The sequence below is a fragment of the Geobacillus genomosp. 3 genome (assembly GCF_000445995.2).
Taxonomy (GTDB): domain Bacteria; phylum Bacillota; class Bacilli; order Bacillales; family Anoxybacillaceae; genus Geobacillus.
On sequence record NC_022080.4, the window covers coordinates 973,577 to 985,846 of the forward strand.

A 12,270-nucleotide genomic window follows, 5' to 3' on the forward strand; every position below is an offset into this window, starting at 1 on the left:
AGGAGGAGAGACGATGAGGACAAGACGAATTCGCAAAGTACTCGTAGCCAATCGCGGGGAGATCGCCATCCGTGTCTTCCGCGCCTGCACAGAACTTGGCATCCGCACCGTGGCCATTTACTCGAAGGAAGATGCCGGTTCGTACCACCGTTATAAAGCAGATGAAGCGTATTTAATCGGCGAAGGGAAAAAGCCGATTGAAGCGTATCTGGATATTGAAGGAATTATTGAGATTGCCAAAACCCACGATGTTGATGCTATTCATCCGGGATATGGGTTTTTGTCGGAAAATATTCAATTTGCCAAACGGTGCCGCGAAGAAGGAATTATTTTTATCGGCCCGAACGAAGATCATCTTGATATGTTTGGTGACAAAGTAAAAGCGCGCCATGCGGCGGTGAACGCGGGCATTCCCGTCATTCCGGGCAGCGATGGGCCGGTCGGCGGCCTTGAAGATGTCGTCCGCTTTGCCGAGGCGCACGGCTATCCGCTCATCATTAAAGCGGCGCTTGGCGGCGGCGGACGCGGCATGCGCATCGTCCGCTCAAAGTCGGAAGTGAAAGAAGCGTTCGAACGCGCCAAATCAGAAGCGAAGGCAGCATTTGGAAGCGACGACGTCTATGTCGAAAAGTTGATCGAAAAGCCAAAGCACATTGAAGTGCAAATTTTAGGGGATTGCGAAGGAAACATCGTTCATCTTTATGAACGTGACTGCTCGGTGCAGCGCCGCCATCAAAAAGTCGTCGAAGTCGCGCCGAGCGTTTCGCTGTCGGACGAGCTGCGCCAGCGCATTTGCGAGGCGGCAGTCCAACTCATGAGAAGCGTCGGTTACGTTAACGCCGGAACGGTCGAGTTTCTCGTTTCGGGTGATGAGTTTTATTTTATCGAAGTGAATCCGCGCATCCAAGTCGAGCATACGATCACCGAAATGATTACTGGCATTGATATCGTCCAGTCGCAAATTTTAATTGCCGACGGCTTTTCGCTTCACAGCCATGAGGTCGGCATCCCGAAGCAGGAAGACATTCGCATTAACGGTTATGCCATTCAGTCACGGGTGACGACCGAAGATCCGCTCAACAACTTTATGCCGGATACCGGGAAAATTATGGCGTACCGCTCGGGCGGCGGCTTTGGCGTGCGCTTGGACGCCGGGAACGGCTTCCAAGGGGCGGTCATTACGCCGTATTACGATTCCTTGCTCGTCAAGTTGTCGACATGGGCGCTGACGTTTGAGCAGGCGGCAAGAAAAATGCTGCGCAACTTGCGCGAATTCCGCATCCGCGGCATTAAAACGAACATTCCGTTTTTGGAAAATGTCGTCCAGCATCCAAAATTTTTGTCGGGGGAATATGATACATCGTTCATTGACACGACGCCGGAGCTGTTTGTGTTCCCGCGCCGGAAAGACCGCGGGACGAAAATGCTTACTTACATCGGCACGGTCACGGTCAACGGCTTTCCAGGCATCGGGAAAAAGAAAAAGCCGGTGTTTGACAAGCCGCGCGTGCCGAGAGTAGGCCATACGGAACCGATTCCGCCCGGAACGAAGCAAATTTTAGATGAGCGCGGCCCTGAGGGGCTCGTTCGTTGGGTTCAAGAACAGCCGCGCGTTCTGCTCACCGATACGACGTTCCGCGACGCCCATCAGTCGCTGTTGGCAACGCGCGTGCGCACGACTGATTTGTTGCATATTGCCGAACCGACGGCGCGCCTATTGCCGAACTTGTTTTCGCTTGAAATGTGGGGCGGGGCGACGTTTGACGTGGCGTACCGCTTTTTAAAAGAGGATCCGTGGGATCGGCTTTTGAAGCTGCGCGAGCGCATTCCGAACGTGTTGTTCCAAATGTTGCTTCGCTCGGCCAACGCTGTCGGCTATAAAAACTATCCGGACAACGTCATCCGCGAGTTTGTCGACAAATCGGCCCATGCCGGCATTGACGTCTTCCGCATTTTCGACAGCTTAAACTGGGTGAAAGGGATGACGGTGGCAATTGATGCCGTCCGGCAAAGCGGCAAAATCGCCGAGGCCGCCATTTGCTACACCGGCGATATTTTAGACCCGAACCGGCCGAAATACAATTTGGACTATTATAAGGCGCTGGCGAAAGAGCTTGAGCAGGCTGGGGCGCACATTTTGGGCATTAAAGATATGGCGGGGCTTTTGAAGCCGCAGGCGGCGTACGTGCTCATTTCCGCACTCAAGGAAACGGTCGATATTCCGATTCATTTGCATACGCACGATACGAGCGGCAACGGCATTTACACGTACGCCAAGGCAATCGAGGCGGGCGTCGATATTGTCGATGTCGCCATCAGCTCGATGGCCGGCTTGACGTCGCAGCCGAGCGCCAACACGCTCTATTATGCGTTGGAAGGAACGGAGCGGGCTCCGGAAGCCGATATTTATGGCCTTGAGCAGCTGGCGCGCTATTGGGAAGATGTGCGCAAGTTTTACCAAGAGTTTGAGAGCGGCATGAATGCGCCGCATACGGAAGTATACATGCATGAGATGCCAGGCGGCCAGTACAGCAATTTGCAGCAGCAGGCGAAAGCGGTCGGCCTTGGAGACCGCTGGGATGAAGTGAAAGAAATGTATCGCCGTGTGAACGACTTGTTCGGTGATATCGTCAAAGTGACACCATCGTCGAAAGTTGTCGGCGATATGGCGCTGTACATGGTGCAAAACGGTTTGACGGAGCAGGACATTTTTGAACGGGGCGAAACGCTCAACTTCCCGGATTCGGTCGTGGAGTTTTTCGAAGGTTATTTAGGCCAGCCGCACGGCGGATTCCCGAAAGAGCTGCAACGCATTATTTTGAAAGGGCGCGAGCCGATCACCGTCCGCCCGGGCGAACTGTTTGAACCGGTTGATTTCGAGCAGATCAAGCGGGAACTGTATGATAAGCTTGGCCGTGAAGTGACTGACTTTGATGCGATTGCCTATGCTCTTTATCCAAAAGTATTTTTGGAGTACGCAGAAACGGTGGAAAAATACGGTGATGTATCCGTGCTTGATACCCCGACGTTTTTGTATGGCATGCGCCTTGGCGAGGAAATCGAAGTGGAAATCGAGCGCGGAAAAACGTTGATTGTGAAGCTCGTGTCGATCGGCCAACCGCAGGCGGACGGCACGCGCGTCGTCTACTTCGAGCTGAACGGTCAGCCGCGCGAAGTCATCATCCGCGACGAAAGCATCAAAGCAGCGGTTGCTGAACGCATTAAGGCGGACCGGACGAATCCGAACCATATTGCAGCGACGATGCCAGGTACGGTTGTGAAGGTGCTCGTCGAAAAAGGGGAGAAAGTAGATAAAGGCGACCATTTGATGGTCACGGAAGCGATGAAAATGGAAACGACGGTGCAGGCGCCGTTTGCCGGCATTGTGAAAGACATTTATGTGAAAAGCGGCGATGCTATTCAAGCGGGTGACTTGCTGATCGAATTGTCAAAATAAAGAAAAGAGAAGGTGTCTCCAGAACGGTGGAGACACCTTTTCTAATAAAACGGTGGCAACATTTTGTGGAAAGAAAAACGGTCTTGTAGGACTTGTCTCTTTTTATGCCGACTTTTAAAAGGCGATTATCGGTATTTTAATGCAGCCGGCGCTGTTTCTCCAACCGGGCGGCTGACGGATTGAGCCGGATTGCGGCGGGTGCGGAGCGCCAACAGCAACAAGTAGCTGAGCACCCCAAATAAGCACGAGATGAAAAAGGCGTGCGCTAGGGCCACATATAAATTCAGCTGTGTGAACACAACGAGCGCTCCGGTCGCCATTTGGGCAAGGACGAGAAGAAAAGCGATGATCCACCCGTAATAAATGACCGGCTGGCTGCGGTAATGGCGGGCGGCATGCAGTGCCGCGATGGCAATCCAGATGACGATCAGCCCTGCCGCGAGCCGATGGCCCATTTGTACCCACTCGTGAAACTGTACCGGGAAAAGACGCGTTTTGGCGCATAGCGGCCAGCTTGGGCAGGCAAGGCTGGCGTTCGTATGGCGGACGAGCGCCCCGGTATAGACGACGATGTACGAGTAAATAATGATCCCATAAATATGAAAGCGCATGGGTCTGCGAAGCGTGAGTGAAGCGGCGGAAATGGTTTTGTCCGCTTCAAAAATGAGCAGCGTCAGCAGCAGCACGGCGGCAAACGAGATGAGCGAAATGCCAAAATGCAAGGCCAGCACAAAATCAGACTGCCCCCAGACGACAGCAGCGGCGCCGATCAGCCCTTGCACGACAAGAAAGACAAATGAGACGACAGCCAAAAACTTCGTTTCCCGCACATGGCCGACGGCCCGCCACGCCCAAATGGAAAGGATAAGCACCATAATGCCGGCAAGCCCGGAAACGAGTCGATGGCTCAGCTCAATGACCAATTCCGGCGTAATATCATCCGGTAGCCACTGGCCGTTACACAGCGGCCACGACCGGCCGCATCCTAAGCTGGAGCCGGTTTTCGTCACAAGCGCTCCCCCGATCAGTACAAACAGCATCGCCAATGTCGTTACGCATGCAAACCACTTTAATGAATGTAACGGACGTTGCAAAATCTTCACCTTCTTGTATTGAGAAATTATGATTTTGTCCATATTAGTAAAGTGATGGAGTTTAGCGCTGTCAATGGCGCATTCAAGTCAAGTCTATTTTACACGATGACGCCAGGAAACACAAAATGACGTTTGCATATTGAATAAGTCGGTTAAGTTTGCTAGAAATATTAATGGGACAAGCGTATAAACCGTTTTCGGTCTTGGGGATTCGAAAATTTGACACAAATTATTCAAAAAAAGTTCACATGATGAGAAAAAAATGTGATTTAATATAAAGAGAAAACAACCCTATTTTATTCTTTATTTTCGCATTCGCATTGGATGGAATTTCAGGCAATATGACGGCGCTGTCTCATCATGGGCGGCGCGGCGAGGAGGAGCAGGAGAAATGGCCGATTTGAAAGCGGTGCATGGGGCCGCGGCCGATGCCGGGCATCGCCCGCAGGCAAGCATAAAGGCACTTTGGAAGGAATTGTCGTCGGTTGTAAAAATCGGGATCGTCAATTCCAACTTGATCACGACGTTTGCCGGAATGTGGCTGGCGTTTTATTTTACCGGGGAACACTTTTTGGAGAATTTGCATCTTGTGTTTTTTACGCTGTTTGGCGCAGCGCTCGTCATTGCCGGCTCATGCAGCATCAATAACTTTATCGACCGCGACATTGACCAGCATATGGAGCGGACGAAGGGGAGACCGACGGTGACAGGAGCAATGGAGCCGCGACGGGTGCTTTGGCTTGGGGTGACGCTTGTTGCCGTCGGGACGATGAGCTTGCTTATGACAACGGTTACGGCTGCGGTTGTCGGGCTGATTGGCATGGTGACGTACGTGTTCCTGTATACGCTTTGGACGAAGCGCAACTATACGCTTAACACCGTCGTCGGCAGCATTTCCGGCGCCGTGCCGCCGGTGATCGGTTGGACGGCGGTCGATTCGGATTTCCATATTGTTCCGCTTGTCTTGTTTTTAATCATGTTTTTATGGCAACCGCCTCACTTTTTGGCCTTGGCGATGAAGCGGTGTGAAGAGTATCGCGCCGCCGGCATCCCGATGCTGCCGGTCGTCCACGGTTTTGCCATGACGAAGCGGCAAATCATCGTCTGGGTGGCTTGTTTGTTGCCGTTGCCGTTTTATTTGTTTCCGCTTGGCGTTCCGTTTTTAACAGTGGCGACGCTGCTAAACGTCGGTTGGCTGTTGCTCGGATTATGGGGGTTGAAAATGAAAGACGACATCAAGTGGGCGAAGTGGATGTTTGTCTATTCGCTCAACTATTTGACGATTTTGTTCGTGGCGATGGTCATCGCCACGCTTTGGTGAACAGGTTAAAATTCTTTCTCCACGAAAGAATTTATATATATTTCAGAACAAAGAAAGAGGGGTTTGATTAGGCTATGAACAAAGGGCTACGGAACTGGCGCTTATTTTCCCTGTTTGGGATGATGGCGCTGTTGCTCGCCGGCTGCGGCAAGCCGTTTTTGTCGACGCTCCAGCCTGCCGGCGAAGTAGCGGAGATGCAGTACTCGCTCATGTTGTTGAGCACGGCGATCATGGTGCTTGTCATTGTCGTTGTGGCGATCATTTTCGTCTATGTTGTCATCCGCTTCCGGCGGCGCAAGGGAGAGGAAAATAAAATTCCGAAGCAAGTGGAAGGAAGCCATAAGTTGGAAATCATTTGGACTGTCATTCCGATTATCCTCTTGCTGATTTTGGCGGTGCCGACGGTATCGGCGACGTTTAAGCTGGCGGATGTCAAGCCGATGAATGACAAGAACCGTGATAAAGACACGGTTGTGGTCAACGTTCGCGCCAACTTGTACTGGTGGGAGTTTGAATATCCGGATTACGGCATTATTACAAGCCAAGATTTGGTCGTGCCGACGGACGAAAAAGTCTATTTTAACTTGATTGCGTCAGACGTCAAACACTCGTTCTGGATTCCGGCGGTCGGAGGCAAGATGGATACAAATACAGACAACAAAAACCAGTTCTGGCTTGTCTTTGACCAAGAAGCGACAGACAAAGCAGGCGGCATCTTTTACGGTAAATGCGCCGAGCTTTGTGGTCCGTCCCATGCGCTGATGGATTTCAAAGTGCGTCCACTGCCGCGCGCAGAGTTTGACGCATGGGTAGAAAAAATGCAAAATGCGAAAAAGCCGGTTGTGACAGATCCAGTCGCCAAACAAGGGGAGGCCATTTTCAATAAGAGCTGTATTGGCTGCCATGCTGTATCGCCAGTCGATCAGCGTCCGGAACAAGCGCGGACAGCGCCGAACTTGGCGAATTTTGCGGATCGGGAAACCATTGCCGGCATTTTAGAACACAATGAAGAAAACTTAAAAAGATGGTTGAAAGATCCTGAAGGCGTAAAACCTGGAAATAAAATGACAGGTACATATGGCCAACTGACGGAAGAGCAGCTTGATGCATTAACAAAATATTTAATGAGCTTGAAAGTGGAATAAGGCATAAATAAGGAGGTTTCACTGTGAGTACGATCGCTCGCAAAAAGGGTGTCGGTGCCGTTTTATGGGATTACCTGACAACGGTCGACCATAAAAAAATCGCCCATCTGTACTTAATTGCCGGTGGGTTTTTCTTCCTGCTCGGCGGTCTCGAAGCGTTGTTCATCCGCATTCAGCTTGCTAAGCCGAACAGCGATTTTCTCGTCGGCGGCTTGTATAACGAAGTGCTGACGATGCACGGGACGACGATGATTTTCTTGGCTGCCATGCCGCTTCTTTTCGCGTTTATGAATGCAGTTGTGCCGATTCAAATCGGCGCGCGCGATGTCGCGTTCCCGTTTTTGAACGCGCTCGGATTTTGGCTCTTTTTCTTCGGCGGTTTGTTTTTAAACTGTTCGTGGTTTTTAGGCGGCGCGCCTGACGCTGGCTGGACGTCGTATGCGTCGTTGGCGCTTGATTCAAAGGCGCATCACGGTGTTGACTTTTATACGCTTGGATTGCAAATTTCTGGTTTTGGTACATTGATAGCAGGTATTAACTTTCTTGTTACCATCATCAATATGCGTGCCCCTGGCATGACGTTTATGCGCATGCCGATGTTCACTTGGGCGACGTTTGTGGCTTCGGCGCTTATTTTGTTTGCGTTCCCGCCGTTGACCGTGGCGTTGATTTTCCTAATGATGGATCGGTTGTTTGGCGGCAACTTCTTCAACCCGGCTGCCGGTGGCAACACGATCATTTGGGAGCACTTGTTCTGGGTGTTTGGCCATCCGGAAGTCTATATTTTGATCTTGCCGGCGTTCGGTATTTTCTCGGAGATTTTTGCCACATTCTCGCGCAAGCGCCTGTTCGGCTATTCGTCGATGGTGTTTGCGACGGTGCTCATCGCCTTTTTCGGATTCATGGTATGGGCACACCATATGTTTACAGTTGGGATGGGGCCGATTGCGAATGCGATCTTTGCCGTTGCGACAATGGCGATTGCGGTTCCGACGGGGATTAAAATTTTCAACTGGCTGTTTACGATGTGGGGCGGAAGCATTCAGTTTACGACGCCGATGTATTATGCAGTAGCGTTTATTCCGTCGTTCGTCATGGGCGGGGTCACAGGTGTCATGCTCGCATCGGCTGCCGCTGACTACCAATACCATGACAGTTATTTCGTCGTGGCGCACTTCCATTACGTCATTGTCGGCGGGGTTGTGTTTGCCCTGCTTGCCGGTACGCACTATTGGTGGCCGAAAATGTTTGGCCGCATGCTGAACGAGACGCTTGGCAAAATTACATTCTGGCTGTTCTTTATCGGCTTCCATTTGACGTTCTTTATCCAGCATTTCCTTGGTTTAACAGGAATGCCGCGCCGTGTGTTCACGTATTTGCCGAACCAAGGGTGGGAGACCGGCAACTTGATCAGCACGGTCGGAGCGTTCTTTATGGCAGCCGCGACGGTTATTTTACTTATTAACATTGTGATTACGACAGCAAAAGGCGAAAAGGCAGCGGGAGATGCGTGGGGCGACGGCCGCACGCTCGAATGGGCAGTCTCTTCGCCGCCGCCGGTGTACAACTTTGCGCAAACGCCGCTCGTCCGTGGACTCGATGCCTTATGGGTTGAAAAAATGGAAGGCAAAAAAGAATTGACGCCGGCCGAGCCGCTTGGCGACATCCATATGCCGAATCCATCGTTCTTGCCGTTCGTCATGTCGTTCGGCTTGTTTATCGCTGCCTTCGGCTTTACGTATCATCAAGAAACTGCCTGGGGCCTGCCGGTAGGCATCATCGGCTTGCTCATTACGTTTGGCGCGATGTTCTTGCGCTCGATCATCGATGACCACGGTTTCCATATCCATAAAGAAGAAGTGCTTGAGTTTGAGAAGAAGGAGGCGAACGCTTGATGCATGTCGAGGAAAAGTTGACGGCCGAGACGTTCCCGGCTGCACCGGAACGCGCCACCCTTGAGGGAAAAAATAAATTTCTCGGCTTCTGGCTGTTTTTAGGCGGAGAGACGGTGCTGTTCGCCTCTCTCTTCGCCACCTATTTGGCGCTCAAAGACAAAACAAACGGCGGTCCTTCCGCCGAAGAGCTGTTCCAAATGCCGCTCGTGTTTATGATGACAATGCTCCTGTTAACGAGTAGTTTGACGAGTGTGTATGCCATTTACCATATGAAAAACTTTGACTTTAAAAAAATGCAGCTTTGGTTCGGCATTACCGTCCTGCTTGGCGCGGGGTTTTTGGCTTTGGAAATTTACGAGTTTTATGAGTATGTTCACGAAGGCCATAAGTTTACGGCAAGCGCCTTTGCATCTGCATTTTACACGCTTGTTGGCACACACGGTGCACACGTGACGTTTGGGCTGTTTTGGATTTTAACGCTCATGATTCGCAATGCAAAGCGTGGGTTAAACTTATACAACGCTCCGAAATTTTATGTTGCGAGCCTTTACTGGCATTTCATTGACGTCGTCTGGGTGTTCATTTTTACCGTTGTATATTTAATGGGAATGGTGGGGTGAACGTATGGCGAACCAAACGAATTCAGGAAATGAGCGCATCGACTTAATGTACCGCCGCCGGAAAAATGCCGAAGAAATGCGCCACCAAGTCATTGCTTTCGTGTTGATGATTTTGTTGACATTGATCGCTTTTGCTGCGGTCGGCTACGAAGAGTTTTCCCATTGGTTTGTCATTCCATTTATTTTGCTTTTAGCCGGCGTGCAAGTGGCGTTTCAGTTGTACTATTTCATGCATATGAGCCATAAGGGACATGAATTTCCAGCGCTATTTATGTATGGCGGCGTGCTTGTCATGTTAGTTCTCGTTTGGGCGTTTTCGACGGTCATTTGGTGGTAAACAGACAGTGGGGGGAATCGGTGCACATACCGGTTTCCCCTTTTTGATGGCCCTTGTGCTGCTGCATGTAGTATAATGAGAAAAGGACAAAGCAGGAGGGATTCATATGTTTCAATCGCTGCAAATGTTTGGTCCAGTGGCGCTTTGGAGTCCGTTTTTTCTGTTGGCATTAGTGACTGTTGTCTTGTTGTACCTCGGAGCTACCGGACCGTGGCGGCAGCGGTTTGGCCTCGATGCCCCTGTTTCGAGAAAGCAAAAAGCGTACTTTTTGACAGGAATCGCCCTTCTTTACGTATGCAAAGGTTCCCCCCTTGATTTACTGGGCCATTTGACGTTTACCGCCCATATGGTGCAAATGGCGCTGCTTTACTTAACTGTGCCGCAATGTTTGATTTTAGGGATTCCGGAGCCGTTTTATGAGCGGATATTCCGGATTGCAGCGGTGCGCCGTTCGTTTCAGCTGTTGACAAAACCGATCGTGTCATTGCTTTTGTTTAACGGTTTATTTTCCTTGTACCATGTTCCAATGATTTTTGACGTTGTGAAAACAAATATGTTTTTGCATGCTTTTGTTACAACGGCCATTTTCGTTGCGGCCTTTTTCATGTGGTGGCCGCTCGTGAATAAACTTTCCGGATGGACGGCATTATCAGGACTAAAAAAAATGGGTTATATTTTTGCCGACGGCATGCTGCTTACGCCGGCTTGTGCGCTCATTATCTTTGCCGGCACCCCGCTCTATAAGACGTACACGGATCCGGAAGCATGGATGACCAGCTTGGCGCTTTGCGTGCCGCCGGGAATACTGGCTTCGCTTGACTTGACCGGACCGCAAATGTTTTTGTCGATGTCCCCGCTTCATGATCAGCAGCTTGGCGGGGTATTGATGAAAATTATTCAAGAAATTGTGTACGGGATTATGCTGTTCTTTATTTTTAGCGAGTGGTATCGGAAAGAACGGGAAAAAGAACCGAGCATGGATATGGCACCGCGGCCGACTAAACTGTAGAGCGCCATTTACTACCAATAGATAAGCGTAGGAAAGGGAGAGAAGCCATGGCGATTTTACCGACGATCAGCACGAGTTGTATTGTGATCAGCGCCTTGCTGGTCGCTTACGGCTGGTACTTGATCAGCCGCAAGCGGACGGAGGCACATAAAAAGGTGATGTTAGCCGCTGCCGCCTTTGCGCTTTTGTTTTTTATCATTTATATGTCGCGGACGTTGTTTATTGGCAATACGAGCTTTGGCGGACCAGAAGACGTCAAAGTGTATTATACCGTATTTCTCATTTTCCATATTGTTTTAGCGACGGTCGGGGCGGTGTTTGGGCTTGTGACCATTTGGACCGGATTAAAAGACAAGCGATCCCGTCATCGCCGTCTCGGTCCGGTGGCAAGCATCATTTGGTTTGGCAGTGCCTCAACCGGTGCTGTTGTCTATTGGCTGCTTTATGTGCTTTACCCGGGGGGACAGACGACTTCGCTCATTAAAGCGGTATTGGGCTTTTAGTCGGCAAAGTAACGCCGGCTCCCGGCGCCGCATAGCATAATATAAGGGGAGAAAATGCAGCGGGGGGAGAATGCGGTGAATACGTTTCGATACCGGAAGCGGAGCGCTGTGGAAGCGACGCTGCTGACGGTTGTCATGATGTGTGTGTGCGAGTGGGAAGAGGTTGTGCCGGATGACTGCGAAGTGTTCGTGACGGTCTCCCAGAGCGGTGGGTGCCACATTACGGTGAAGCTGTCCATCCGATACGGGGCGCCGGTGCTTGCCGTCTGCCGGCAGCTGCAGCAGCAAATTGCCGAGGAGATCGCCGCGATGACGCCATACAGCGCCGAGTCGGTCGACGTGACGGTCAAGCGGCTTGTCGCACCGTAAAAAACGCATGAGAAACGAGCTCTCATGCGTTTTTTCTTTACTCTTTCGTCTTGTCGATTTCGCTTTTGACCTGCTCCAATACTTTTTGGCATTGGCTGACAAGAGAAGACGGAAAATGTTCACCTTCGCCATATTCAACACCGTGCGGATAGTAATGTTTTCCTAAAATCGGCGTGAGCAGTTTAATGAGCGCATAGCGCGAGCCGACATCCCCTTCGATCGCGTACCCTTGAACGCGCAAATAGTACGTTCCTTCTTTAATCACGTATTTCCGATCGTACGTGACCCGCTCGTAATCCCACTGCGCCGCGCGCACAAAACCGTGGTGCGCCATGATGTCATCAAGGCGGGACAGTTCAACCGTCTGATTTTCAAGGCCGCTATTTTCAAATTTCATGTTTCTTCCTCCTAACAACACAATATGGAAAGCGCCAAATACGGAAATTATCCCCTCATTTATAATAGTACGAAAACGGTTTGCATTTCAACGAATTGTTTGCCATTGTTTCCGTTTTGCTTG

Annotated in this window: 11 protein-coding genes; 9 read left to right on the forward strand and 2 right to left on the reverse strand. The window is 50.8% G+C overall.

The features are described from left to right. Nucleotides 1-13 precede the first annotated feature (13 nt). The gene (gene pyc, locus M493_RS05015; RefSeq protein ID WP_020959206.1) at nt 14-3,457 is read left to right on the forward strand and encodes a pyruvate carboxylase; all 3,444 of its coding nucleotides are present in this window, start codon (nt 14-16) and stop codon (nt 3,455-3,457) included. Nucleotides 3,458-3,582: 125 nt separating this feature from the next. Here the strand turns inward: pyc and M493_RS05020 are convergent, their stop codons facing one another. Then, nucleotides 3,583-4,593, reverse strand: coding sequence for a COX15/CtaA family protein (locus tag M493_RS05020; RefSeq protein WP_071990872.1), 1,011 nt, complete (start codon nt 4,591-4,593; stop codon nt 3,583-3,585). 349 nt (nt 4,594-4,942) lie between these two features. On the opposite strand from M493_RS05020, the gene cyoE reads away from it, so the two are divergent. The 8 genes from cyoE to M493_RS05060 all read left to right on the forward strand — a co-directional run bounded on the left by cyoE (nt 4,943) and on the right by M493_RS05060 (nt 11,750). After that, nucleotides 4,943-5,872, forward strand: a complete 930-nt coding sequence (gene cyoE, locus M493_RS05025; RefSeq protein ID WP_020959208.1) for a heme o synthase — start codon at nt 4,943-4,945, stop codon at nt 5,870-5,872. A 74-nt stretch (nt 5,873-5,946) separates the two neighbouring features. Further along, nucleotides 5,947-7,017 carry a cytochrome c oxidase subunit II gene (gene coxB / locus M493_RS05030; protein WP_020959209.1) on the forward strand — a complete coding sequence of 357 codons (1,071 nt, stop codon included), beginning with the start codon at nt 5,947-5,949 and terminating at the stop codon, nt 7,015-7,017. 23 nt (nt 7,018-7,040) lie between these two features. Then, the gene (ctaD, locus tag M493_RS05035; RefSeq protein ID WP_020959210.1) at nt 7,041-8,912 is read left to right on the forward strand and encodes a cytochrome c oxidase subunit I; all 1,872 of its coding nucleotides are present in this window, start codon (nt 7,041-7,043) and stop codon (nt 8,910-8,912) included. Further along, nucleotides 8,912-9,532, forward strand: coding sequence for a cytochrome c oxidase subunit III (ctaE, locus tag M493_RS05040; protein ID WP_020959211.1), 621 nt, complete (start codon nt 8,912-8,914; stop codon nt 9,530-9,532). Before ctaD ends, ctaE begins: the two co-directional genes overlap by 1 nt. Before the next feature lie 4 nt (nt 9,533-9,536). Further along, the gene (gene ctaF / locus M493_RS05045) at nt 9,537-9,869 is read left to right on the forward strand and encodes a cytochrome c oxidase subunit IVB (protein ID WP_020959212.1); all 333 of its coding nucleotides are present in this window, start codon (nt 9,537-9,539) and stop codon (nt 9,867-9,869) included. Between the two features lie 106 nt (nt 9,870-9,975). After that, nucleotides 9,976-10,878, forward strand: coding sequence for a cytochrome c oxidase assembly factor CtaG (gene ctaG, locus M493_RS05050; protein ID WP_020959213.1), 903 nt, complete (start codon nt 9,976-9,978; stop codon nt 10,876-10,878). Nucleotides 10,879-10,925: 47 nt separating this feature from the next. Beyond that, entirely contained in the window at nt 10,926-11,381 is a 456-nt protein-coding gene (locus M493_RS05055; RefSeq protein WP_020959214.1) for a DUF420 domain-containing protein, read from the forward strand. A gap of 75 nt (nt 11,382-11,456) precedes the next feature. Continuing rightward, on the forward strand, nt 11,457-11,750 hold the full coding sequence (locus M493_RS05060; protein ID WP_041267869.1) for an Asp23/Gls24 family envelope stress response protein: 294 nt from the start codon (nt 11,457-11,459) through the stop codon (nt 11,748-11,750). 37 nt (nt 11,751-11,787) lie between these two features. Here the strand turns inward: M493_RS05060 and M493_RS05065 are convergent, their stop codons facing one another. Then, nucleotides 11,788-12,147: a YugN family protein gene (locus tag M493_RS05065; RefSeq protein ID WP_020959216.1), complete on the reverse strand. Its 360-nt coding sequence runs from the start codon at nt 12,145-12,147 to the stop codon at nt 11,788-11,790. Nucleotides 12,148-12,270: the final 123 nt, after the last annotated feature.

What these genes read in the sequence shown, in the direction of transcription:
- pyc (WP_020959206.1), top strand. Translation starts at nt 14, where the DNA reads ATGAGGACAAGACGAATTCGCAAAGTACTCGTAGCCAATCGCGGGGAG.
- M493_RS05020 (WP_071990872.1), bottom strand. Translation starts at nt 4,593, where the DNA reads ATGGACAAAATCATAATTTCTCAATACAAGAAGGTGAAGATTTTGCAA.
- cyoE (WP_020959208.1), top strand. Translation starts at nt 4,943, where the DNA reads ATGGCCGATTTGAAAGCGGTGCATGGGGCCGCGGCCGATGCCGGGCAT.
- coxB (WP_020959209.1), top strand. Translation starts at nt 5,947, where the DNA reads ATGAACAAAGGGCTACGGAACTGGCGCTTATTTTCCCTGTTTGGGATG.
- ctaE (WP_020959211.1), top strand. Translation starts at nt 8,912, where the DNA reads ATGCATGTCGAGGAAAAGTTGACGGCCGAGACGTTCCCGGCTGCACCG.
- ctaF (WP_020959212.1), top strand. Translation starts at nt 9,537, where the DNA reads ATGGCGAACCAAACGAATTCAGGAAATGAGCGCATCGACTTAATGTAC.
- ctaG (WP_020959213.1), top strand. Translation starts at nt 9,976, where the DNA reads ATGTTTCAATCGCTGCAAATGTTTGGTCCAGTGGCGCTTTGGAGTCCG.
- M493_RS05055 (WP_020959214.1), top strand. Translation starts at nt 10,926, where the DNA reads ATGGCGATTTTACCGACGATCAGCACGAGTTGTATTGTGATCAGCGCC.
- M493_RS05065 (WP_020959216.1), bottom strand. Translation starts at nt 12,147, where the DNA reads ATGAAATTTGAAAATAGCGGCCTTGAAAATCAGACGGTTGAACTGTCC.